A 24,215-nucleotide genomic window follows, 5' to 3' on the forward strand; every position below is an offset into this window, starting at 1 on the left:
GGCTCGGGCGGGGGCTTGGACGTGGGGGCTCCCAGCGTGGCCAAGTTGCTGTGGGGGCGCTGGCATCAGCGGCTCGGTGAGCTGGCGATGCAGGTCCGGGGCGCGGAGGCGGCGGTGGGACCGGCCGACTGGTCGCCGTCGGCGCCGTACGAACTGGACACCCTGCAACACCTGTTCCTCTTCAGCCGGGCCGACACCGTCTACGGCGGCTCGGACGAGATCCAGCGCACCATCATCGCCGAGCGGGTGCTCGGCCTGCCGAGGGAACCGAAGGGCTGAGGGGGCCACACATGCGCGGCGTGATGTTCGACGGGAAGCAGGCCCAGGTCGTCGACGACCTGGAAATACGGGAACCGGAGCCGGGGGAGGTGCTGGTGGCGATCTCCGCGGCGGGGCTGTGCCACAGCGACCTCTCGGTGGTGGACGGGACCATACCGTTCCCCGTTCCCGTGGTGCTCGGGCACGAGGGCGCGGGTGTGGTCGAGGCGGTGGGCGCCGGCGTCACCCATGTCCGTCCCGGAGACCATGTGTCGCTCTCCACGCTCGCGAACTGCGGTGCCTGCGCGGAGTGCGACCGGGGCCGGCCGACGATGTGCCGGAAGGCGATCGGGAGGCCGGGACAGCCGTTCTCGCGCGACGGGCGACCGGTGTACCAGTTCGCATCCAACTCCGCCTTCGCTGAACGGACGTTGGTGAAGGCGGTCCAGGCGGTCCGTATCCCCGACGACATCCCCCTGGCCTCCGCCGCGCTGATCGGGTGCGGGGTGCTCACGGGCGTGGGCGCGGTGCTGAACCGCGCGCGTGTGGACCACGGCGACAGCGTGATCGTGATCGGTACGGGCGGAATCGGGCTGAACGTCATCCAGGGTGCGCGCATCGCGGGCGCGTCCACCATCGTCGCGGTGGACGCGAACCCGGGGAAGGAGGCGACGGCGAGGCAGTTCGGCGCGACGCACTTCCTGACGTCGACGGAGGGGGCGCGGGACATCCTTCCGACTGGCGCGGACCACGCCTTCGAGTGCGTGGGCCGGGTCGAACTGATCCGCCAGGCCGTCGACTTGCTCGACCGCCACGGCCAGGCGGTCCTGCTGGGCGTCCCACCGGCGACCGCGGAGGCGTCCTTCCTCGTGTCGTCGATGTACCTGGACAAGTCGATCCTGGGCTGCCGTTACGGGTCGTCGCGGCCGCAGCGTGACATCGCCCTGTACGCCCAGCTGTACCGCGAGGGACGCCTGCTGCTGGACGAGTTGGTGACGGAGACGTATCCGGTGGAGGACTTCGAGAAGGCGAAGGCGGATGCGGAGGCGGGGAGGGTGGCGAGGGGGGTACTGACGTTCTGACCTGGGGCGGGTAGGCGGCGGGCGCTTGTACCGAAGTTATCCACAGGTCAGTTGTCCACAGGTCCGGAAATCGCCTGGGGCACTGTCAGACCCGTCACCTACGGTCATCGCATGACCTACCGCGACGTCGCCTCCCGACAGGTCCTGACCTGGACCGTGGTAGCCATCGGCGCCCGCATGCCGGTGGCCATGGCACCGCTCGCCCTGGTCTTCCTGGTACGCGAGCGCCCCGGCGGCTACACGCTGGGCGCGATCCTGGCGGCGGCGTACGTGATCGGCGAGATCGTGGGCGCCCCGCTGCTCGGCATGCGCATGCGCCCGGAACGGGCCCGTCCGCATCTGGCCGCGGGCCTGGCGACGGGAGCCGTCGGTTTCGCGGGCCTGGGCGCGTTCCCGGACGCCCACTCCCTGATACTCGCGGTGTTCGCGTTCACCGCGGGCGGCGCCCCCGCAGCCGCACCCGGCGGCTTACGGACCCTGCTCACCAGCCTGGTCCCGGAGCGCGCCGTCCCCCAGGCCCTGTCCGTCGAGTCGGCGCAGATGTACGGCGTATGGGCCCTGTCCCCGGCCGTGGTCACCGGCCTCGCCCTCGGTGTCGCCCCCGGGCTCCCGCTGCTGCTGGCCGCCGCCCTGATGGCGGCATCGGTCGCGGGCCTGTGGCTGCTGCCCCAGGGCTGGCCGGCGGACGAGAAGGACCGCGACGGCGAGTCGATGCTGCGGATCCTGGTCCGGGCCTGGCCCGTGTACGTCACGGGCGCGGCCAGTCTCTCCCTCGTCGCCCTCGCCGAACTCGTCCTGCCCGCCCTCCTGGAACAGCGCGGCATCGACGTCGGCTGGACGGGTCCGCTCCTCACGGGATTCGCCATCGGCTCGGTGGTGGGCGCGATCGTCTACGGCCTGCGCTCCTGGCCGGGTCAGCTGCGTACGCGCAGCCTGCTGCTGATGTGCGTATTCACGGCCTGCGTGGCGCTGCTCGCGCTGATACCGGGCACCGCCTGGATGGCGGTCGCCCTCGTCGCCGCGGGCCTCCTCCAGGCCTCCGCCGTGCTCACCCGCAACCTCTCGCTGCGCGAGGTCCTGCCCCAGAGTGCCCTGGCCGCGGGCTATTCCGTGATGTACGCGGCCATTGGCGCCGGTTACGCCGCCACGGGCTCCTTCGCGGGCCTCCTGCTCCAGGTCGTGACCCCGTCGACAGCGATCCTGGCCGGGGCGGGGCTGACCATGGTGATGGTGCTGGTCGGCGCCTTCGGCGAGAGGCGTATCGCGAAACGGCGTGGCGGGACGGACCAGACGGACCAGACAGGGGAGGACACTGCGGCGAAGACCGGTTCAGGGAAGGCGGACCCGGCCTCAACAGCGGCCGGCGACACCGACGTTGCCTGACCGAAACGTACGCCGGTAGGCGCTCGGCGTGATTCCGAGCGCCGCCTGGAGGTGCTGCCGCATCGACTGGGCCGTGCCGAATCCGGCGTCGCGGGCCACCTGGTCGATGGAGAGGTCGGTGGACTCCAGAAGATGGCGGGCGCGTTCGACACGCTGCTGGGTGAGCCACTGACCGGGACTGATCCCGGCCTCCTCGCGGAAACGGCGCGTGAAGGTGCGTACGGACATGGACTCCTGCTCGGCCATGTCGCGCAGCTGGATCGGTTCGTGGAGGCGGGCCAGCGCCCAGGCGCGGGCGGTGGTCGTGGTCGCCACCTGCGGCTCGGGCACCGGCCGCTGAATGTACTGCGCCTGCCCGCCGTCACGATGCGGCGGTACGACGGTACGGCGGGCCACGTCGTTGGCGACGGCGGTGCCGTGGTCGCGGCGTACGAGATGAATGCACAGGTCGATCCCGGCCGCGACACCGGCGGAGGTGAGGACGTCGCCGTCGTCGACGAAGAGCACGTCCGCGTCGACGTTGATCTTCGGGAACAGCCGCTGGAAGTGCTCGGCGTGGGACCAGTGCGTGGTCGCCGGGCGGCCGTCGAGGTATCCGGCGGCGGCGAGGACGTACCCGCCGGTGCAGATGGAGACGAGGCGGGTGCCGGGCCGGATATGGGCGAGGGCGGCGGCCAGTTCGTCCGTGAGCCGGCCCTCGTCGAAGACCGGGCCGAGTTCGTACGAGGCGGGTACGACGACGGTGTCGGCCGTGGCCAGCGCCTCGGGACCGTTCTCGACGAGCACGGCGAAGTCGGCGTCCGTGGCCACGGGGCCGGGCGGCCGGATCGAGCAGGTGACGACGTCGTACAGCTTCCGCCCCTCGGCGGTCCTGGCGCGGCCGAAGATCCGCTGCGGAATGCCCAGCTCGAAGGGGAGGAGGCCGTCCAGGGCGAGGACGACGACGCGGTGGCGGCGGGGGTTCATGGCTGTCGTGGCTGGACCCATGGCCCGATCCTAGCGAATGCTGTCCTTCGGGCCACTCGTTCGTGTTGATCGCAGCGCAGAAGCTCTATGACGTGACGCAGACATCCCAAGCCGAGGCGTTCCAGGAGCCCGAGACCAAGCCCGAGACGGGACGACGCCGCGCACGGGTGCACCGCGCATGGTTCGTCGCCGCCGTCACCTTCGTGACGATCATCGGCGCCGCGGCCTTCCGCTCCCTCCCGGGCCTGCTCATCGATCCGCTGCACGAGGAATTCCACTGGTCGCGCGGCACGATCGGGCTCGCGGTTTCCGTCAATCTCGCGCTGTACGGGCTCACCGCGCCGTTCGCGGCCGCTCTGATGGACCGCTTCGGTATCCGTCGGGTGGTCGCGGTGGCCCTGCTGGTGATCGCGATCGGCTCGGGCGCGACCGTGTGGATGACGGCGGTGTGGCAGTTGTTGCTGTGCTGGGGGCTGCTGGTCGGGCTGGGGTCGGGTTCGATGGCGCTGGCCTTCGCCGCGACCGTCACGAACCGTTGGTTCACCGAGCGGCGCGGTCTGGTGACGGGCATCCTCACCGCGGCCTCGGCGTCAGGGCAGCTGATCTTCCTCCCTCTGCTGTCCTGGATCGTCTCGGAGCACGACTGGCGTCCCGCCGCTGTGACGGTGTCCCTGGCGGCCTTCGCGGTCGTCCCCTTCGTATGGCTGCTGCTGCGGGACCATCCGGCGGATGTGGGGCTCAAGCCGTACGGTTCACCGGAGTTCGTGGAGAAGCCGCCCCCCATGCCCGGCGCGGCCCGCCGTGCGGTGACCGTCCTCTTCTCGGCGGTCCGCACCGGCCCCTTCTGGTTGCTGGCCGGCACCTTCGCGATCTGCGGCGCGTCGACGAACGGCCTGATCCAGACGCACTTCGTGCCCGCCGCCCACGATCACGGCATGCCGATCACGGCGGCCGCGTCGCTGCTCGCGGTCATCGGGGTCTTCGACGTCGTCGGCACGATCGCCTCCGGCTGGTTCACGGACCGTTTCGAACCGCGGCGGCTGCTGGCGGTGTACTACGCCCTGCGCGGCGTATCGCTCCTGTTCCTGCCGATGCTGCTGGCGCCCTCGGTCCAGCCCCCGATGATCTTCTTCATCGTCTTCTACGGCCTCGACTGGGTGGCCACCGTCCCGCCGACCCTCGCCCTGTGCCGCGAGCAGTACGGCGACGACAGTGCGATCGTCTTCGGCTGGGTTCTGGCCTCCCACCAGGTGGGCGCCGCCCTCGTCGCCTTCCTCGGCGGCGCCGCGCGGGACACCTTCGGCTCGTACGACGTGGTCTGGTACGCGTCCGGGGCGCTGTGCGCGGCGGCGGCGCTGATGGCGCTGGTGATTCGGAGGAAACCGGCCGCGGGGGCGACCGGCCTCGCAGTCACACCCGGATGACTTGAACGCCGGGGAAGGTGGTGAAGCCGGCGTCTTGGGTGATGACGGGCAGGTCGTGCATGCGGGCTGTGGCCGCGATCCAGGCGTCGTTGACGCGGGATTTGGGCATCGGCCGGCCTGCCTCCGCGATTTCGGTCATCATCTGTGACCACACGGAGGCGACGATGCGATCGGGGGCGAGCACCGTATATCTCGACGCGACCGTGAGCGTGGCCAGGCGGCGGGCTCGCGTCGCGTCGTCGCGCGAGGCCAGGACGCCCAGGGACAGCTCTGCCAGCGTGACCGGGGAGATGAAGACATTGCGCGGGAGGGGAGAGGCCATACTGCGGCCGGTCTCGCGGGCCACGAAGACCGACGTGTCCGCGAGTGCGTAGGTGGCGGTCATGAGGCGGCTTCGTCTCCGCTCTCGGTGTATTCGTCCGATCCGGAGAACAAGGCGTCGATCTCGTCCAGCATCTCCCGGTCGATCCCGCCGCCCGATTCCCAGAACTCGATGAGTTCTTCAGCGCGCATGGGGCGGTCATACCGCTCCAGTACGTGGATGACCTCGCCGTGGTCGGTGACCTCGATGGGGCCGGGGCCCGCGACGAGGCGGGTCATCGCGCCGGGTTCATTGAGCTCGGACATGTCGATCCGAGTGGGTTCGTTCATGCCTAGACGGTAAGCCGACCCACACGCACAGTGACAGCCCTGATCCTACGAATCACTCGCACTGATGAACGACTTCTGGGAAATCCCCACATCAGTCGCTCAGGCGTCCGAACCGCCCCCGATGAAACAGCAAAGGCGCGTCGTCACCATCGGTCGTCCCCAAGGCCTCGACCCGCCCCACCACGATCAGATGGTCCCCGCCGGTGTGCACGGCGTGGATCGTGCAGTCGATCCACGCGAGCGTCCCGTCCAGCCGCGGCGCCCCGGTCACCGGCGCCGCGTCATACACGACCCCCGCGAACTTGTCCGCCCCGCTCACCGCGAACCCACGGCACAACTCGCCCTGGTGCGCCCCCAGGACGTTCACACAGAAGACGCCCGCGCGAGCGATCCGAGGCCACGTCGTCGACGTACGCGCGACCATGAACGCGACCAGCGGTGGATCGAGGGAGAGCGAGGAGAAGGACTGGCAGGCGAAACCGGCGGGACCGGCCTCGCCGTCGGCGGCGGGCGCGGTGACAACGGTCACCCCGGTCGCGAAGTCCCCCAGTACGCGCCGGAATTCGGCCTGATCGACCGGCGCCCGCTCGTCGTCGCCGACAGCGCGCAGATCCGGGCGCGGCAGCGCCTCTACGGGCCCCGCGACGGTGGAGGTTCCGGCCGACCTGAGGTAGCGGACGGCGGCGGCGGCCATCCCTGCATGTCCCATCACGTCTTCCATTGAAGCTGACGGAGTGTCAGATAGGAAGGGGTGGCCGTGGACCGGTACGGACGTGAACACGGCCGTGCCCACGACTTCATCGTCCGCCGAACTCGGGCCCCCGCCGCTCCACGAACGCCGCCACCCCTTCCTTCGCGTCCGCCGTCGTCATGTTGATCTCCTGCGCGGCGGCCTCGGCGGCGAAGGCGGTGGCCCGGTCGGTGTCCAGGGACGCGTTCACGAGCTGTTTTGTCAGGGCGAGGGCGCGGGTCGGGCCGACGGCGAGGCGCTCGGCCCACTCGCGGGCCGTCTTCTCCAGCTCCTCGGCCGGTACGACGCGGTTGACGAGCCCGAGGCGTTCCGCGTCCGCGGCGGTCAGCGCGTCGCCGAAGAACATCAGCTCCTTCGCCCGCTGCGGACCGATCAGACGGGGGAGGAGATACGCGCCGCCGCCGTCGGGGACCAGACCTCGCCGTACGAACACCTCGACGAACTTGGCCGGTTCGGCGGCGATGACCAGGTCACAGGCGAACGCGAGGTGCACGCCGATTCCCGCCGCGGTGCCGTTCACCGCGGCGATCACCGGTTTCTCGCAGTCGAGGACCGCGGCGATCAGCCGCTGGGCGCCGAGGCGGATCACGCGGGCCACGTCGCCTGCGACCCGTTCCGCGGCCTGCGGCCCCCCACGCAGGTCGGCGCCCGCGCAGAAACCGCGGCCCGTCGCGGTGATCACGACGGCCCGTACGTCCGGGTCGGCGGAGGCCTCGGAAAAAAGTTGGATGAGGCGTTCTCGCTGGTCAGAGGTGATGGCGTTCATCGCCTCCGGTCGATTGAGCGTGATCCACGAGACCTGATTGTCAGTGGCGTGCCGTACCAATGACTCGAGGGAAATTTCTGGGCCGGAGCGCTGGTCGGGGCCGGCGCTCCGGGATGTGTCAGGGGATTCGCCGGACTCATCCGAGTCGCGGGATGCATGGGGGGAGTGGGACATGAGGGTGCTCCATTTCGTACGAGTGGCAGTGGGGTTCGTACGAGCGGCCGCGGGGCTGTGGCGCGGGCTGCGGGCCTCAGCGGCACACCGCCAGCGCGTCCAACGCGACGGCCCCTTGCCCCCTGGGCAGCACCATCAGCGGGTTGATGTCGAGCTCCGCCAGCTCACCGTCGAGTTCGAGCGCCATGCGCTGCACCCGGAGCACGACCTCGACCAGCGCGTCGAGGTCGGACGGGGGTCGCCCCCGGACCCCGTCGAGCAGCGCCCGCCCGCGCAGTTCGTCCAGCATGGCCCGCGCCTGCTCCTCGCCGAACGGCGGCACGCGCACGGCCGTGTCCCGAAGCACCTCCACGAGCACGCCGCCGAGCCCGACCGTCACGGTCGGCCCGAAGAGCTGGTCCTGTGTGACGCCCACGACCATCTCGACACCGGGCTCGACCATCTGGCACACCAGGACCCCGTCGAGCGAGACCTCCTCGTAGCGGGCGATGTCGGTCAGCTCCCGGTAGGCGTCCCTGACCTGACTGGCGGAGGTCAATCCGATCTTCACCAGGCCGAGTTCGGTCTTGTGGGCGACCTGGGCGCCGGAGGCCTTCATCACGACGGGGTAGCCGACGAGCCCGGCCGCCCGCACGGCCGCCGCCGCGCTGGTCACCAACTGCTCGCGCGGCACGCGGATTCCGTACGCCCGCAGGAGCTGCTTCGCCGCGTGCTCGCTCAGCTGCTGTCCGGGCCGCATCAGTGCCTGCGCCTTGCGGAAGGAGGGCGAGTGCGTGCGCGGCGCCTCGTCGAAGGGGGAGCGGTACGAGGCGGTGAACCGGGCGTGGTCGAGATGGGCGCGGACCGCCGTGATGCAGTTCGCGAAGGTACGGAAGGTGGCGACGCGGGAGGACCCGAGCAGGATCTCGCGGTACGCGGACTCGGTGCCGACCGGCGACCCCCACACCACGCACACCAGCTTGTCCGTCTCTTCCGCCGCGTCCACCAGGTCCTGCGCCAGCTGGTCGCTCATCGGCGGGAAGGGCCCGGTGATCGGGCAGATCAGCACGCCGACCGCCGGGTCGTCGAGGATCGCGTCGATGATTTTGCGGCCACGCCAGTCGCCCACGGGGTGCCCGCCGTTGTCGACGGGGTTGGCGACGTCGAGGTACTCCGGTATCCACTGGTGCAGCTCGGCCTGCTTGGCGTCCGAAAGGCGAGGCAGCCGCAGCCCCGCCTCGGCCGCAAGGTCCGAGAAGTGCGCCCCCGTGCCGCCCGAGATCGAATAGACGGCGACGCCGTCGGCGCTCGGGGTGCGGGCGCGGGCCAACAGGGCGGCGGTGTCCTGGAGTTCGTCGAGCCCGTCGACGCGGAGCACGCCGTACTGCCGCATCGCCGCGTCCACCACCGCGTCGGCGCCGGTCAGCTTGCCGGTGTGTGAGGCGGCCATGCGGGCGCCGGTCTCGGTGCGGCCGACCTTGACCGCGACGACGGGGACACCGCGCCGGGCGGCCCGGTCGGCGGCCAGCAGAAAGGCGCGGCCGTCCTTCAGCCCCTCGACGTAGCAGGCGATGGCGCCGACCTCCGGCTGCTCGGCGAAGTAGGAGATGAAGTCGGCGGTCTCCAGGTCGGCCTCGTTGCCGGTGGGAGCCCAGTGCGAGAGCCGTACGCCCAGCTCCTGCATCGTGAAGACGGGACGCCCCTGGTGCCCGGACTGGGTGATCAGCGCGATCGCCGGTCCGTCCAGGTCGTCGCGGAACTTCTCGAAGGCGTTGAGGTTGGTGTTGGGCCCGAGCAGCCGCAGCCCGGAGCGCTCCACGGCGGCGGCGAGGCGGGCCTGTGCGGCGGCGCCCTGCACTCCGGTCTCGGCGAACCCGGAGGCGAAGACGACGGCGAACTTCACCTTGGACTCGGCGAGTTCCTCGATCACGGGAAGGGGGTCGGAGACCAGCAGCACGGCCAGATCGACCTGTTCGGGCAGGTCCGCGACAGAAGGGACGCAGGGTATGCCGAAGACGGACTGACGGGAGGGGTGCACCGGGTGCAGCCGGGCGCCGACCCGCTCGGCCCAGGAGAGCAGCTGCCTGGTGATGCCGGTGTTCGGTCGCCCCTCGGCGTCCGAGGCGCCGACGACGGCCACGGACTGGGGGTGGAAGAAGCGGTCGAGGTCGGGTACGCCGGCGTACAGCGGCCGGCCGCTGACGTCGAGGTCGTCGGTGGCGGCGGGCCTGCCGTGGACGGCAGGCGCCGGTTGCTCGCCGCAGGCGCTGACCCGAGCCCGGCGGGAGTCGGTGGTGAGGGTGCCGTGGGTTGATCCAAGCATCGGTCCGCCCGCTCCTGTGTGACTGCCAATAACTGACGCAGTGTCAGATTACTGAACTGACGCCTCGTCAGGAACTGGTCTGCACGCAAAGAACTTGTGGCGGGCACAGGTGTAGGGTCTCAAAACTGACGCCCAGTTCTCAGCTGAGGCACCCAGCATCTACCCACAGTCTCAGGTGTACCCGTGTGAGTGATGCCCTGATCCTCCGGAGTGCGCTGAGATGGAGGCCTGCCCTTCCCAAGGTTTGAGGGGGCGTGAGGCGGATGGCGCTGGGCGCGGTGATGCTGAGCTTCCGTGAAGCAACTGGCAGGACACGCGAGGACGTCGACTGGTTCAGTGTCCAGGCGGATGTACTGAGAGCTGCTGCGCCGTGGCGGACCTTCCGGTGGTACAAGGGGCAGAAGCACTACTCGGGCACCTATTGGTCCAGCACGATGGGCGACGAGGTCATCTACGAGTCCCGACTCGAGCTCGCCCGACTGCTGTATGCCGACTTCAATCGAGCGGTCACCAGCATCGTCAGCCAGCCCTTCCTGCTTCGCGCCGAAGTTGAGGGCAAGAAACGCGCGCATGTCCCCGACTTCCTGCTGTTGACCACATCAGGGCCGGTGATCGTCGATGTGAAACCGACTAGCCGTCTGGATGTTCCGGACGTTGCACGGACGTTGGCTTGGTCCCGGGAGGCGGTGGAACGGCGAGGGTGGACCTATGAAGTCTGGTCCGAGCCGCCGGAAGACGAACTCGCCAATATCCGCTTCCTTGCCGGCCGTCGGCGCGTGTCACTCTTCGACCCGACTCTTCTGGACGTGATGCTGGCGGCCGAATTCGACGGTGTTTCCATTGCGGAGGCGATCTCTTCGGTACCTGATTACCCCGAGGCTCGGGTACGCGCCTGCTTGCTCCATCTGATGTGGCGGAAGCGTTGGGTGACGAGCATGTTGCGGCCTCTGGGAGACCGAAACGTTCTGAGGAGGGGTTAGTTCATGTCTTCCTTCGGTGTCCGAGTGGGTCTGGGAACTCAGTTTCTTCTTGACGGCGAGATGCTTGAGGTTGTCGAACTCGTTGCCACGGCCTCGGAGAACGCTGCTCTGCTCAAGGACAATCGAGGCTCCGTTATTCGCATGACAGTGCGGGAGCTTCTCTTCTCTGGCAGGGCACGCATCGTTCCTCAGGGCGATGGACCTTCGTCCGAGGATCCGTACGACGACGCTGCAACGGTCTTGGCACAACTCACTGAAACACAGCGGGATCAGGTGCTTGAGCGAGCCGCTCATGTGCGTGAAGTCATGTATGGCTTCAAGTCGGGAAGTCCTGAACTGGCTGGGGCCGGTGAGCCACGTCCCGACTACGCCCCTGGTGTCCCGTGGATGAAGCGCTATGCGGCCAAGGCCACTGAGCTCGGCCACGACGAGCGCACCATCAGGGAGTGGGTCCGGCAATACGAGAGCAGGGGCGAAGCGGGTCTAGCGCCGACCGGAGTCGTTCCCGGCCGCAGGTTCCCCTCAGTCGATGAGCGGTGGATGGAGACTGCACTCGAAATCATGAAGGAGTACGAGAACGAGTCAGGGCCTTCGCGCAGTCTCGTGATCTCGCGAACGGAAGCACGGCTGACGGTCCGCTATGGGCGGGGAAAGATAAACATTCCGAGCAGGGCGACGGCCTATCGGGTGCTTGAAGACCTGGAACAAAAAAAGCCGACGTTCCAGGGCAGCAGCAAGGGCCGCAGGGAGACCGCCGATCGGCCGACAGGTGCGTACGGCAGACTCCGGCCGACCAGGCCCGGCGAGTACGTGCTGATGGACACGACAAGGTCGGACGTCTTCGCGCTCGACCCGATCACGCTTCGATGGGTCCAAGTTGAGATCACCGTGGCGATGGACTGGTACACGAGATGCATCACCGGCCTGCTCTGCACGCCCGTCTCGACGAAGGCTGTGGACGCGTGCCGTGTGCTCTATCAGACCTATCGCCCTCCGGCAGCGCCTAGCGACTGGCCGGGGCATGCGGTGTGGCCCGAACATGGAATACCCCGCGCCATTCTGATGGACCGTGAAGCGATAGAAGGTCCCCTTGTCGACGCCGCGGGCCCAGCGATTGTCCCGGAGACGATCGTGGTCGACCACGGGAAGATCTACACCTCCGCGCACCTGACGAGTGTGTGTCGACGCATGGGCATCTCCATTCAGCCCGCAAGGCTGCGCACCGGCCGGGACAAGGGGCCGATTGAGCGCTTCTTCCGCACACTACGGCAAGGGCTGCTCGAGGCGCTGCCCGGCTACAAAGGGCCTGATGTGCACTCACGGGGACTCGCCCCGGAGAACGACGCATACTTCTTCCTCGATGAACTTGAAAGTATCATCCGCGAGTGGATCGCGCTGGTTTACCACCATCGCCCGCACTCCAGCCTCGTGGATCCTCGCCTTTCTGGTCTCAAGCTTTCTCCGGCCAAGATGTTTGAGCATGGGATCGCGCGCGCTGGCTACATCGACGCCCCTCGGGATCCAAATCTCGCCTACGAGTTTCTTGAGGTCGAGTTCCTGAATGTGCATCACTATGGCGTCGAGATCAGAGGGCGTCGCTACAACGATGATGTCATCCACGAATTTCGCGATGAGAAGAGCAGGTACCCCGGTGGCGCGTGGCCCTTCCATGTGAACCGTGATGACATAAACCGGATCTATTTCCGCCATCCACGGAAAAGGAAATGGTATCCGTTGCGTTGGGAGCACGCCCCATCGCAGGACATGCCGTTCAGCGAGGAGGCTCTCGGCTTCGCCCGCAAACTAGCGCGGTCCAAGTACACGTATCCCGATGACCGGCTTGCCGTCGGGGACCTGCTGGAGCGGTGGAACATGGGGCTGGGAATGAGCCTCACAGAGCGGCGCATGGCTCTTCGACTCTCCCGTGAGCAGCAACTCGTACTGCCGGACCCAGAACCAGACACCCCGGCGGACGTGGTCGAGTCACTGCCCTCGGTACGCAAGGTGCTCGAAGCGCTGGACGAGCGCGATGAGGCCCCGGGCCGGGAGGACGGCGATGACGACGACGAACTCGACCTGGACGATGCAGTTGCTGTCGACGACGACTTCTACGCGGATGCGCTGGAGGACATATGACGGTCACAGCCACGTCCTTTACTGCCACCCCGGACTCGCTTCGTCTCGACAACCTCACGCTGTCACGGAAAGAGGGCTTCAGGGCTTTCGCTGATGCGCCGCGCCGCACCAAGCCCGACAACCTCACGCGCCGCCAATGGAAGTCGCTGAGCGCCGAGGCCAAAACCGAGTACGCTCTCCTGCGCCGCAAATGGCACGCCAACCTCGGTCCTCTGCGCACGCCGCAGCTCGTCTCTACCTACGAGGATCTGTGGGACATCGTCGACAGCAATGACCAAGACGGACACCAGGCGAAGGGTGCCGTCGCGGTCGATGCCTTCCCCGGACTCGGCAAGACGACCTCCGTGCTGTCCTTCGCGGCGAAGTACCACCGACGGGAGATAGCGGAGCAAGGCGAGAAGACCTCAGACGGCCACGAGCGCTGGCCCGTGTGCCGGATCGGCCTGACCGGCAACACGGGCATGAAGGACTTCAATCGGTCGATCCTGGAGTACTACTCCCATCCTGCGCGCAACACCGGCACCACTTCCCAGTTCGGGATCAGAGCTCTGGACTGTGTTCTGTCGTGCGAGACAAAGGTACTCATCGTCGACGACCTGCACTTTCTGAAGTGGCGTCAGACCAACGGAGTCGAGGTGAGCAATCACTTCAAACACATCGCGAACGAGTTCCCCGTGACGCTTGTCTTCGTCGGCGTGGGCCTGCAGGACCGGGGGCTGTTCTCCGAAGGAGAGACTTACGCGGATGCTGTGCTGGCGCAGACAGGCCGCAGGACGACGCGACTGACCGTGGATCCGTTTCAGATCACCACTGAAGCCGGCCGCCGGGCGTGGCGCCACCTGCTCCTGGCGATTGAGGATCGAGTGGTACTCGTGGACAAGCACAAGGGAATGATCGCTGACGATCTATCCGACTACCTCTTTGCACGTTCCACGGGCCACATCGGCTCGCTCATGACCCTCATCAACCGCGGATGTCAGCGAGCCGTGCGCGAGGGGATCGAGCGGCTGGACGAAGATCTTCTGGATCGTGTCAAGAACGATGCCGCCTCGGAGCGCGCCCGCGCGGAACTGCGTGCTGCGCTCGAGAAGGGTCGATTGACCAGTCGGCCGCGTCGGGGATGAGTAGCACGCCATGCCCGAACTGCCAGACGGAGCCGATCTGCGCACGTTCCCTCTGCGGCTTGAGCCGTTGGCCGGAGAGGCATTCGACAGCTGGGTGGAGGCAGTTGCGAGCCGGATGCATGCCTCCATCGGCGAGATCGTCGGACCGATGGGTCTGCCTCGTCAACGCGGCCCCAAAACATCACGTACTCCTAACTGGGTTGTGTGTCTGCGCCCCGAAGAGCGCCAGAGCGTTGAGCGCGTTACCGGAATTGCCGAGCGACAGCTCTTCGACATGACGTTGGAACGCTGGCATCCGCACGTGTTGGAGATCGATTCGCCTCTGCGCGGTATCCGTATCCGCAGCAACTGGGCGTTGAGCGCGTCACGGTTTTGTCCAGCGTGCCTTGCGGAGAACGGCGGAAGATGGCAGCTGTCCTGGCGACTCGGTTGGACCTTTGCCTGTGAGCGTCATCAGTTACTGCTGGCAGACCGCTGCCCCTGCTGCGGCGGCCGGCCGCGTTTGCACCCACACCCTCGCAATCGGATGCCGAAGCCCGGAACGTGTGTTCTGCCGGTCACGGGCACCAGGAAGCGCTGCGGGTTCCTCCTGCCCGAATCCGCTGCTCTTTCCCTTGCCGATGACCCGGAGATCCTCGACGCCCAGCGCCTGTTGGGGCAACTGATGGACGGACAGGTCGGTGCGGACAAGCTGCCAATCTATGCGCGCTCGGGGTTGGCACCAGGGCAGATGCTCGCCGATCTGAGAGCCATCTTCCGCAGGCTCATGCCGAGCGCCCTTGATGACGACTTTGCCTCGTGGGCCTCGGCATCGGTCATCGACAGCAGCCGCCGGTTCCTGGAGAGCGGAGCGGGCGTAGATATCACCGGAGGCATTGCGCCGCGGGACGCGGCCACCACGGCTCTCGGCCTGACCGCGGCTGTGGGCATGCTCGGTGCACCGAACACCACGGAGGCCGGCTCTCGCGTGGCTGGGCTGCTGGAGCGAACCAGCGGCAGCAGCTACCTGACCCTGTCTGCCGTGAGTAATTGGACGAACCATGGCGGCTCATCCGTTCTGCGAGAAGTCCTCCTCGGCCCCACCAAACAGCGCCTGCAGACTTGCGGCTTCAGAGGCGAGCACAATGCCGCCGCGCTCCTGCTGATCAAACGAGCCTCAGGCCACAGTCTGGAACGCGCCCGGGCAACACCGGCCATGCTGTGGCCGCGCTGGGCTCTACAGCTCACACCTCCGAACCACACCAGGCCCCGGACGATCTGGCGCACGCTGGCTGTCCACCTCGTCCAGTCCGGAACTAAGCTCACTGCACCTGAAGTGGCGCGGTTGCTGGGATGCGACCTTTCCTTCGAGACGCTGGGCTACACAAGCAGAAAGATTGCTCAGGCCGCCTCGGGCGGGAACGTCGGCCAAGCGCTGGCCTGGCTCGCTGACACGCTCGACCGGCATCCCCCTCCCATCGACTACGCACGACGACGCATCACCTTCAACGAAACCGACCAGCTCGTATCTCCATCCCGCTGGCAGGAGATCAGCCGACAGACGCGACCGATGCAAGGTGCAGCCCTGCAGGCCAGCCGATGGGTCTATGAAACGCTCACGGGCAATCCTGCGGAGGCGGCCTCAGGTGCCATGAAGCTGACTGGACGCGGCCTCGCGCCGTACCGCGAATTCCGACGGCGGCTGTCACCGGCACAAGTCACCGAACTGCGTAGGCGAGGGGAGGAACTGCTGTCTGATTGCGGCATCGAAGAACCACTGACATGGGAGCCCGATCTACCGTCGACGCTGTTGCAGGACCTTGAACTGCCTGGTTCCGACCCGGAGTCGATTGATGCGGAGCTGGTGTCGCAATTTGCCCTGTCGGAGGATCTCTATCCGAAACAGATCGCCGAGCGACTGGGAACCACGGCCGATCACATCCGATACGTCCACGACAGACACCCTCTCGAACGGGAGCCTAAGCGTCGCAAGAGCCGTGCTGCGGGCGACGCCGAAACGTGGCGGCGGCAGTACGTCGAAGAGCGATGGACTCTCTACAGGATTTCCGCCTCATCTGGTGCGAGTCAGCGAGATATCTCGCAGCAACTGCGGTCTATGGGAGTCGAACTTCGAAGGCCTAATCTGGGACGCTATGCCGCGAGCGCCAGTGAGGTGGTGCGGCGATACACACAAGAGCAGAAGAGCCTTCAGGAGATCGCTGCTGAACTGCATATATCGACCGTCATCGCACGGCGAATCCTCGAGCAGGCGGGCGTAGAACGTCGTCATACCGGCCCGCGTGCACGACACGCTGACAGGTCGGACGACGTGGTTAGACATTATGCGCGTGGTGACTCTGTGCGAGCTATCCACGAGGCGACCGGCATCCCCACCGACGCAATCCGTCGTCTGCTGGCCAAGGCGAATGTGCCCCGACGCCGCCCTCGGAGGCGCTCGCCTCATCAAGAGCGGGCGGCTGAGGTCGTCAGGCGATACACGAAGAACGCGGAGAGCCTTGCCTCGATCAGCCGCGCAACGGGTATGGCGCAGGCAACAATCCGCGGCCTTCTTGTTGCGGAAGGGGTCGCCATCCATCCTCCAGGGCGCAGGCCCCTCGTGCCGCAAATGCGTACCCAAAAACCTTCCCCTCATGAAGGCCGAGTGCCTGAGATTGTCGACCGTTACAGGCAGGGTGCGAGTGCCGCATCGATCAGCCGCAGTACCGGTATTCCGGACCACGTGGTCAGAAAGTTCCTGAAGAGGGAGGGCTACACCCTTCCCCGCAGCCGGGGCGCAAAAAATCGGTCGGCCTACGAAAGTCAGACCGAGGAGATGGTGCAACGTCACATACTGGACGGTCAGGGGGTCCCGGAGATTTCCAAAGCCATGGGCATCCCACGCCACTCGGTTCGCTATCTGCTCCACCGGGAGGGCGTGCTGCGGCTGCGGCAGCCGCTCACCGCGGAGCAGAACGCAGAGGTAGTGAAGCGCTTCATGGAGCATGGCGAGTCCATGAAAACTATCTCGAGGGCAACCGGGCTAGGCGTTGGACCGGTGAGGCGGCTGATTATCTCGGCCAAGGCCCAACAGCAGGGTCCAGGCCCAACGCAGTGACGAGCAGAGGCCGTGGTCGCCGACCATCGGAGCGTGACACTGGAACTTTCGCAAGGTTGCTGTGACGTTGCCCGGCACATGCTGTGGACGGTCAGGGAGCTTCAGCGTTACACACCTGACGAAGACCTCTCTCGCCGGCGTCTGGACTGATTCTCCGCATCAAGATCCTGCGAAGGACCTGCCCGCCAATCCGGGCACCTCTAGTCGATGCCTGCACTCTCCCCGGACCGTACGCGTCACGCCAGCCTGAACGGCTCAGCGGCGGAGGCCGAGTCGACACGTGGTGCACCGCGATGCGCGAGCTCATCATCCAGTCTCGTCATCAATGAGACCGTACGGCGGGTGGGCTTCATCCCTGCTGAAGCGGACGATCACGTGTTCCTCTACCAGGTCAGGCGGACTGTTGTCAGCAATGATGACTTGCGCCATGTCATCTCGGTCCTGCAGCCACTGCCGCAGGTATCGGTAGAAGTCGTCGATGCTCACTGCATCGGCGATGAGAGCATCACGCGTGCCACCATGGCCAAGGTTCTTCTGAGGGCTGTCGATCATGAGGAAGCCGGGATGAGCCGCGCCCTTTTCGACAGCTACCTCGAAGACTGCAAGCTGCCACGCCAGTGTGATCAACGTTCGCGCTCCTGACGAAGCCTCCTGATAGGGCTCGCCTCTGACGTGCGGTGTCAGGTCATCTGCAACGGTGGGCATGCTCAGCTTGGGGTAGTGCCACTCGGTGAGGAGCCGCGCGTAGCGTCTGCTGATCTCCCGCAGGACGTCGTCGCGGTCCGCAGCCGCGTCGCCCAGATTCGCCAGCTCGTCGCGCAAGTGTTGGAGCTGCGCTTCCTGTTGGCCCACCTTGGCTGCGCGCTTCTCCAGCCCTTCCTGCAGCTTGGCAGCGGTATTCAGGTGGTCGATGCGACGGTTCGCCTCCATCTGGCGGCGATGGAGTTCATCGCGCGCGGACAGGAAGGTCGATACGACGGGTCCTGTCGCTTCGTCCAACGCTTTGGCTGCGCGCTGCTCCTCCACGGCGGTGTCCGCGGCCCGCCTCTCCGCAGTGGCAAGTGATTGTTCGAGCTCCTCGATGTAAGTGGTGATGGCTTTGAGGCGAGCCTTCGTGGTTCGCAATTCTGCAGCGACATCCAGTCGTTCGTCTCCGTGCGCGGCAGCATCAGCTGCCGCCCCCAGGTTCGTCTCGGACTCCGCGCTCGGCTCGACGGGGTTGCGGCACATGCTGCAGTGGCCCGAGTCGGTGTTCGGGGGCTCGTGCAGGGGGTTGAGGCAGGCTGGGCACGTGCGCACGCGCAGGGGGTCGAAAAGGCTCTTGGCCTGAGCCAGCATGCCGAGCTTGAGTAGATCGTCGGCGTACTGCGCACGCAGGGGGAGCATGCGCGCCAGCTGTGTTTCCTGGTCGCGCAACACGGCAGCTGCCGCGTGAGCCTGCTCTGCTGCATTCCGGTGTCTGGCGCGGAGCTGAGTGGCGAAGTCTGTCGAAGCCCTTGCCTGCGCGTCAATCACCTCGAACTGACGGGTGATGTCGGCCAGTTCACGCTCCGCAGTGATGCGTTCCTCAGCACTTGCGGTGGCGGGATGTTGCTCTTCGACGAAGGAGCGCGCCGTCGCCAGCTCGTTGCGAGATTTGCTCAGCCGGGTTTCCAGCTCCCGGATGCGGGCGCCGATTTCGACCCGGCGGTCATCGTGGACAGCGAAGACGACGTCGACGACCTGGCGCAGCTTGTGCTTGCGCATGTGGCTGTTCTCAAACAGGAAGTTCTTGTCGGCTACACGCTCGTTGGTCAGGAACGTAAGCCACATCAGGTCGCGGAAGCTGAGTGGGTCAGTACGCGATTCGGAGCTGGTCGGAGCCTCGCGCAGCTGGACGCCTTCCAGCCCGCAGTGACTGAGCAGCAAGGTGGACAAACTCTGCGCGTCGCCGGCAGGTTCAATGGTCCTGCGTTCTGCCGCGAAAGTTGCCGGCTCGTCGAGTCGGCCCAGCCGGACGAAGGCGCTGGTGGACGGCTCCCCTACGGCTCGTTCGATGACATGGGCGACGCCCGAAAGTTCGACTTCGAGCAGGGACGCCCTGACCTTGCGCATGACTTCCGGGTGCCGTGGATGCTTTTTGGCTCCCAGCCCGTATGCGATGAACTCCAGCACCGCGGTCTTTCCGGAACTGAAAGCTCCGGAAATCACCGACAGGTGACGCACGTCGCCGTCGCTCGTGAAGTCGACGTCGTAGTTGCGGTCGATACCGACCAACCGTAGACGCCTGATACGGATTCCAGAGCTGGCGTTCACTCGACCTCCAGCCAGAGTGGGGTCATGGTGTGAAGTGGCTGGCTTACGGAGCCGAGGACCTTCGCCAAGGCTGCTCCTGGGCTGTTGCCGGTGCTGTTCAGGCGTAGCCAGCTCGCTGACTCCTTGCGCAGCCGGGTATCACTCATACGCTTCAGCTTGCGCACGATCATTTCGGCCGCGGTGGAGAAGGACGTGGCGTACGTGGTGGTGAGCTGGCTGCTCAAGCGGCGGCCGCCGTCAGTGATGCTGTACATGAGGCTGCCCTCTTGAGCAGAGGCGGTACAGCAGCCGTATGCGACGAGCAGGGCGAGATCGTGCTGGATGCGTTCCCGGCGACTGGTGAACCGTTGTCCTGACGAGGCGTAGGACAGGGTGCGTGGATCGAAGCCGGCGAGGCGCAGAAGGGATGCCTCGCGACTGTCCGGATCCACGACGAGAAAGGGGTTGGCTGAGAGAAAGTCGTAGTAGCCGATCCTCTCCAAGGTCGCTCCGGGCAAGTCCTGGCTGGCCAAGGCGTCCATGAGGAGCAGCAATTGCGCGAGACGGAACTGCACCTCGTCTTCCGGCATGACGACCGGGCGGTCGGCCTCCACCACTGCTCCTTCCGTGCTGAGTGAGATTGTCCGGCCCTATACGGTGGCGGATTTCATGGATCTGGGTGGGCCGCCGCGACTGAGCGCCAGTGTTTGACCCATCCCGCTTTTCGGTTGTCCACCAGCCGATGTACGAGGCCCCAGGCATGGGGCAGGTCGAGCCGGAGGATCTGGGGGAGCTGGGGATGCTCCGTTCTGACGTCGGACCAGACTGATGCGTGGAGGCTGGGGAATTTGTCCTCTGCCCAGCACTGGTTGAAGCGTGCCTCCCACAAGCCGTGCAAGGTTGCGTCGGTGGAGGTGAGGGCTTTCAACTCGGCGGGGACGCCCTTGTGGGCGATTTCCCGGGCGACGACGTCGGCGTTGAAGAACTGGCGCTTGGCGGAGTCGAATTCAACGTGCCCGGCTTCCTTCATCTGCATGATGAACAGAGCCGATTCCAGAGCGGCAGCTTTGTCGTCGTCCACTTCTACAAGATCGCGCGGCTCGCCGGTCTGCGGGTCGGTGCGGTACACCTCGTAGTAGCCGCGGCGTACATCGTCCGCCTCGGGGGTGCGTAGCTGCCTGGTCAGTCGTATCTCGTCCCACAAGTCGATGACGATGTTGTGTTCGCGTTCTTGCCGCTTCTTCCAGCTGTCCCACCATGCTGCTGTGGGGCCGTCCATGCTGGAAGGAATACACAAGATCCACATTTTGACTGTGTGGGCCTTCTTGGCGGCAGTTGCCAGGACAGATTTGAGGGAGTCGCGGATCTGTTGTTGCTGGTTCTTGTCTGTCGTGGGCCAGAAGTACTTGGACTGCCAGACCGTGATCTCGCCGCCGAGATCGCCGGCAAACGCATCGACGCCCCAGTCGCCCGGGTTCGCAGCAATCATCCGGACACCGGGCGTGGTGGCTCCGGCCAACTCGGCGACCATCTTCTCGAAGTCGTCCCGGGCGCCGCCGAGGCTTCCGCCGCGGATCAGATGGACGGCGAAGCTGATGGGCGGTACCCCGGCCGACACCACGTTGGTTCCTTGCATCGCACCCCCGCCGATACTGCCGCCCCGCGTCTCCCAGTGTGCTCAGTTACCACCTGTGACGCAGGGTTAAGGGTTGACCGTAGCGTCCGGCCAGTCAGTGGATCAACCCTGGTGGCAATTTTTGTCTCTTGGCAGGTTGGTTTCGACAGATGTCCGGAGAACCTCTACGAACGAGCCCGAGCCCGAGCCCGAAACTGAAGGCAAGCTCAGCCAGGCGCACTTCGGGCTCCGCGGAGGTAGTCGTCGATCCATGACAGGCCCCCGAGATCGAGTTGGTGGCGGGCGCGTGTGACAGCGACGTAGGCGAGGCGGGCATCCACGTCGCTGACCGGCTCGGGGATCGGGCGGCCCTGGGCATCGTGTTGGTCGGTGTCTTTGGGCGGGGGAAAGTCGTCGGCGATTTTCACGGTGGACCACTCACGGCCTTTGGCTTTATGCGCGGTGGAGACGGTGGCGTCGGCGTGCGCCTCGTCGGTGAGTTGGTCGACTGCGACGAGGATGGCTTCGTGTCCGTGTTTGTCGATGAGGTCGACCAGGGGCTGGAGATCGCTTCCAGCGGGGTCGTGTTCCGCGTAGTCCTGCAGTTCGCCCCAGGTGGCGAAGAGGACCAGTTCGGGGTGGGTGGTGCGGCGACCGGCTTTAAGGTCGCCGGCTGCGAGCGCCAGCGCCCGCAGACTGTGTCCTCCGCCGGTCAGCGCGACGCGACGGCCTTCTGCGAGCAGACGCATCACTTCGACCATGGCACCGACATTGGTGCGACACAGCACTGCCTGTGGGCACGCAACATGGCCTACTTCGGTCGGAACGGCCTCGCTTCCCGATAGCCGGATCGGGGCATCTGCGAGGACTAGCCACCGGTTGGCCTGTTCGGCGAGGCGGGGTCCGAAGCGGAACGAGCGGGTGAGGGAGAGCGGTGTGCCCTCGAATCCGGTCATGACGTCACGGGCGCCGCGCCAGCCGTAGATGGCCTGGGCAGAGTCGCCGACCATGACGAGCTGGGCGTGATCGCGCTGAGCGAGGAAGACGTGTTCGAGGACGGGGTTGGTGTCCTGGGCTTCGTCGAGGAACAGAAAGTCTGCCGCGATCTTCGGCTCGGTCAGGGCCCAGATTTTCAGGTAGTGATCGTGTTCGAACCGGGCAACACCCTGGCTGGGGTTTTGCAGGTCGGCCCAGGCCTTGGACGCGAACGGCATTACGGCTGAGGCAAGTTGGTCATGGTGGCCGGGTGCTTCCAGACCGCGCAGGGGCGGAACGTGGTCGCGAGTGAGGGAGCGGTCGGCGGAGTGGCAGAAGCGGGTCACGGTGCGCAGCATGGTGTGGGACAGGACCTTGTGGCTGACTTCGCGGTCGCCGATACGGACGGAGCCGGTGAGACCGAGGGCCTGGCCGGTTCTCCAGGCGGGCTGGCGGGGGCTGTTGAGGCGGTGAGCGTAGTTGCGGCCGACGGCCGCGTACGCCGTGGCATGGGCGGTCTTGCACAACACCGTGCGGGGGAAGCGGGTGGAGGCGTCGCGGGCAATGTCTTTGTTGAAGGCGAGGTAGCGGCCGCGGCGTTCGGTGCCGGCGGCCAGCAGGGTGAGGGTGGTGGTTTTGCCAGTACCGGCGCCTGCCTGGAGTACCAGGTGGTGATCGGCGCGGAAGGCATCAACGGCTTCGGCTTGTTCGTCGGTGGGCGTGGGCACAAGGCCTCCGGGAAGGCGGCTGACGGGAGAGGGGGCGTCCGTGTTCGATCTGCGAGGTGCCGGCCGGGATCCTAGGGTGCGGACGGACTCCGCGAGCGGTGGGCGCTGAGGAGAGTGCTGGCCGCGCAAGTCAGCAGTTCTTCGGCGGTGTACTCGACGAGCAGATCCTGCAGCTGAGCGATGAGGCGCCGGGCGCGTTCTTGTTCACTCTGTGCAACGGCTGCGGTCAGCCTCTCGCGGAGGAAGTCCCTGGGGCGCTGGCCCTGGGCGGCCGCAGACTTGCGAATGGTTCTGTGGGCGGTGGTGCTGAGGGCCACGTTGAGCAGGATCTGGCCGTGCTCATCGGGGTAATGAGTGGTCAGGATGTCGATCGGCAGCCGGCCGCCGAGTTGGTGCCTCAGGACGCGCAGAGCGCGACCGGGATTCTTTGCCGGTTGTACGACCAGTAGTCGGGTGTGGTCGGCATTGGCTGCCAGCGGCACGGTCCGGCGGGCGCGGTGCAGTTCGCGTGTGGTGGCGGGCCGGGTCAGGGTGATCTCGATGGCGTGGTGCGGTGTCACGGCCGGGCCTCCTGCCGTGCCTGGCCGATTGGCCGGGGGCGCCGGCCGTGGGTGGGTAGGCGGGTGTGGATGTGCTCGTGATGGATGAGTGGGTCGAAGACTTCCCAGTCCGCTACCGCAAGGTCAGCGGCCGAGGGTGTGGCCGCATGCTCTGGGCAGCGCTGGACGCGCCAGCGCAGCTGCTCGGCGTACGGAAGGCCGGTGAGGTCGTAGACGGCCATGACCTCAGCAGGCAGGGCGAGTTGGCCGCGCGCTGCGGTGGCGGGTAGAAGAGTCCAGGTGCCGGCTGGGGAGTCAGGGGCGAGCAGCGGATTGGTGCAGCGGCGACGGCGACGGGTTTGTGCGACGCACTGGATCTCGTCGACTGGGCGGGCCGCGAGGTAACGGACGTAGAGAAGCTGTACGACAGGACGGGACGGGCGGCAGACAGGGGGAGCCGCAGTCCGGCCACCAGGCGCTGTGGACGGTGAGGTGAAGGCGCCGGAATCGAGTAGGCGACGAGTATTCACTGCCAGAGCCCGGCGAAGCGCGACCAATCCGAGCATCGCCGATGAGCCATCGCGGGCAGGGCAGAGCGCGGCATGCGGAACGCGGCACCAGCTGCTGCCGTCGCCCGCGGGATGAGCGACGCCGGAGCTGACGTGCCAGCGGCATGCAGCGGGAACCCTCACGATCGGCAATTCTTGCGGATGAAGGCGGACGAGCCGGTGCTCACTGCGGTGGTACCACTCGATCCAGTTGCCGCAGTCGCGGCAATGGTCGCGCTGGCCGCAGCGCAAGAGACGGCTGACGCCGTCTGGAGCGACGCGGAGGGAACGCCGGGCTGGGACGGCGGCAGCGCTGCTGTCCCGGCGGCGTCCTGGAAGCGGATGTGTGGGGCGCATGCGGGCGAACCTGCCAGGCAACACGCCGAACGGGCGGCACCGGTCCCGCTATGTCGCCCAGTCGGCCGTATTCGGGGCAACTGGCGTA

At 66.7% G+C, this 24,215-nt stretch carries 20 protein-coding genes and 1 pseudogene; 9 read left to right on the forward strand and 12 right to left on the reverse strand.

Features of this window, described 5'->3' with window-relative positions; translation table 11 throughout:
- The 3 genes from G5C60_RS12525 to G5C60_RS12535 form a co-directional block, all read left to right on the forward strand.
- The coding region (locus G5C60_RS12525) for an acyl-CoA dehydrogenase family protein (RefSeq protein WP_277611254.1) at positions 1-279 on the forward strand (279 nt) is incomplete at its 5' end.
- Between the two features lie 11 nt (positions 280-290).
- A complete protein-coding gene (locus G5C60_RS12530; RefSeq protein WP_165258179.1) occupies positions 291-1,340 on the forward strand; it encodes a Zn-dependent alcohol dehydrogenase in 1,050 nt (349 codons plus the stop codon).
- Between the two features lie 111 nt (positions 1,341-1,451).
- The gene (locus G5C60_RS12535) at positions 1,452-2,723 is read left to right on the forward strand and encodes an MFS transporter (protein ID WP_241266743.1); all 1,272 of its coding nucleotides are present in this window, start codon (positions 1,452-1,454) and stop codon (positions 2,721-2,723) included.
- Here G5C60_RS12535 and G5C60_RS12540 read toward each other — a convergent pair.
- Entirely contained in the window at positions 2,691-3,710 is a 1,020-nt protein-coding gene (locus G5C60_RS12540) for a GlxA family transcriptional regulator (RefSeq protein WP_165258181.1), read from the reverse strand. The genes G5C60_RS12535 and G5C60_RS12540 overlap by 33 nt on opposite strands.
- Before the next feature lie 71 nt (positions 3,711-3,781).
- Here G5C60_RS12540 and G5C60_RS12545 point away from each other — a divergent pair, with 71 nt between their 5' ends.
- Positions 3,782-5,113, forward strand: coding sequence for an MFS transporter (locus G5C60_RS12545; RefSeq protein ID WP_165258184.1), 1,332 nt, complete (start codon positions 3,782-3,784; stop codon positions 5,111-5,113).
- Here the strand turns inward: G5C60_RS12545 and G5C60_RS12550 are convergent.
- The 5 genes from G5C60_RS12550 to G5C60_RS12570 form a co-directional block, all read right to left on the reverse strand.
- Positions 5,100-5,498, reverse strand: a complete 399-nt coding sequence (locus tag G5C60_RS12550) for a PIN domain-containing protein (protein WP_165258186.1) — start codon at positions 5,496-5,498, stop codon at positions 5,100-5,102. The genes G5C60_RS12545 and G5C60_RS12550 overlap by 14 nt on opposite strands.
- On the reverse strand, positions 5,495-5,764 hold the full coding sequence (locus tag G5C60_RS12555; RefSeq protein ID WP_165258188.1) for a hypothetical protein: 270 nt from the start codon (positions 5,762-5,764) through the stop codon (positions 5,495-5,497). Before G5C60_RS12555 ends, G5C60_RS12550 begins: the two co-directional genes overlap by 4 nt.
- Positions 5,765-5,855: 91 nt before the next feature.
- Positions 5,856-6,473 carry a flavin reductase family protein gene (locus G5C60_RS12560; RefSeq protein WP_165258190.1) on the reverse strand — a complete coding sequence of 206 codons (618 nt, stop codon included), beginning with the start codon at positions 6,471-6,473 and terminating at the stop codon, positions 5,856-5,858.
- Positions 6,474-6,561: 88 nt separating this feature from the next.
- Positions 6,562-7,455: an enoyl-CoA hydratase/isomerase family protein gene (locus tag G5C60_RS12565; RefSeq protein WP_165258192.1), complete on the reverse strand. Its 894-nt coding sequence runs from the start codon at positions 7,453-7,455 to the stop codon at positions 6,562-6,564.
- Between the two features lie 76 nt (positions 7,456-7,531).
- Positions 7,532-9,757, reverse strand: coding sequence for an acetate--CoA ligase family protein (locus G5C60_RS12570; RefSeq protein WP_165258194.1), 2,226 nt, complete (start codon positions 9,755-9,757; stop codon positions 7,532-7,534).
- A 263-nt stretch (positions 9,758-10,020) separates the two neighbouring features.
- Here G5C60_RS12570 and G5C60_RS12575 point away from each other — a divergent pair, with 263 nt between their 5' ends.
- The 4 genes from G5C60_RS12575 to G5C60_RS12590 are packed head-to-tail and all read left to right on the forward strand — an operon-like array spanning position 10,021 to position 17,091.
- Entirely contained in the window at positions 10,021-10,737 is a 717-nt protein-coding gene (locus tag G5C60_RS12575) for a TnsA-like heteromeric transposase endonuclease subunit (RefSeq protein WP_241266744.1), read from the forward strand.
- 3 nt (positions 10,738-10,740) lie between these two features.
- Positions 10,741-12,873 (forward strand): DDE-type integrase/transposase/recombinase, encoded by a 2,133-nt coding sequence (locus G5C60_RS12580; RefSeq protein ID WP_165258196.1) that lies wholly within the window; start codon positions 10,741-10,743, stop codon positions 12,871-12,873.
- A complete protein-coding gene (locus G5C60_RS12585) occupies positions 12,870-13,997 on the forward strand; it encodes an ATP-binding protein (RefSeq protein WP_165258199.1) in 1,128 nt (375 codons plus the stop codon). Before G5C60_RS12580 ends, G5C60_RS12585 begins: the two co-directional genes overlap by 4 nt.
- Before the next feature lie 10 nt (positions 13,998-14,007).
- Positions 14,008-17,091, forward strand: a complete 3,084-nt coding sequence (locus G5C60_RS12590) for a TniQ family protein (protein ID WP_165258201.1) — start codon at positions 14,008-14,010, stop codon at positions 17,089-17,091.
- A gap of 306 nt (positions 17,092-17,397) precedes the next feature.
- Here the strand turns inward: G5C60_RS12590 and G5C60_RS12595 are convergent, their stop codons facing one another.
- The 5 genes from G5C60_RS12595 to G5C60_RS12615 all read right to left on the reverse strand — a co-directional run bounded on the left by G5C60_RS12595 (position 17,398) and on the right by G5C60_RS12615 (position 23,243).
- Positions 17,398-19,347: a DNA recombination protein RecN gene (locus G5C60_RS12595; protein WP_241266745.1), complete on the reverse strand. Its 1,950-nt coding sequence runs from the start codon at positions 19,345-19,347 to the stop codon at positions 17,398-17,400.
- Between the two features lie 35 nt (positions 19,348-19,382).
- Complete coding sequence (locus tag G5C60_RS12600) at positions 19,383-19,979, reverse strand: ABC-three component system middle component 2 (RefSeq protein WP_165258205.1); 597 nt, start codon at positions 19,977-19,979, stop codon at positions 19,383-19,385.
- A gap of 53 nt (positions 19,980-20,032) precedes the next feature.
- A complete protein-coding gene (locus G5C60_RS12605; RefSeq protein WP_338145796.1) occupies positions 20,033-20,986 on the reverse strand; it encodes a serine/threonine protein kinase in 954 nt (317 codons plus the stop codon).
- Between the two features lie 221 nt (positions 20,987-21,207).
- A complete protein-coding gene (locus G5C60_RS12610; RefSeq protein ID WP_165258207.1) occupies positions 21,208-22,683 on the reverse strand; it encodes a UvrD-helicase domain-containing protein in 1,476 nt (491 codons plus the stop codon).
- A 71-nt stretch (positions 22,684-22,754) separates the two neighbouring features.
- On the reverse strand, positions 22,755-23,243 hold the full coding sequence (locus tag G5C60_RS12615) for a hypothetical protein (protein ID WP_165258209.1): 489 nt from the start codon (positions 23,241-23,243) through the stop codon (positions 22,755-22,757).
- Between the two features lie 146 nt (positions 23,244-23,389).
- On the opposite strand from G5C60_RS12615, the gene G5C60_RS53125 reads away from it, so the two are divergent.
- On the forward strand, positions 23,390-23,512 hold the full coding sequence (locus G5C60_RS53125; protein WP_277611265.1) for a hypothetical protein: 123 nt from the start codon (positions 23,390-23,392) through the stop codon (positions 23,510-23,512).
- A 228-nt stretch (positions 23,513-23,740) separates the two neighbouring features.
- On the opposite strand, the pseudogene G5C60_RS51920 reads toward G5C60_RS53125, so the two are convergent.
- Positions 23,741-24,127: pseudogene (locus G5C60_RS51920) on the reverse strand (DUF6083 domain-containing protein); the annotation flags it as partial.
- Between the last annotated feature and the right edge of the window lie 88 nt (positions 24,128-24,215).

Source organism: Streptomyces scabichelini (assembly GCF_011045015.1).
Classification (GTDB): domain Bacteria; phylum Actinomycetota; class Actinomycetes; order Streptomycetales; family Streptomycetaceae; genus Streptomyces; species Streptomyces scabichelini.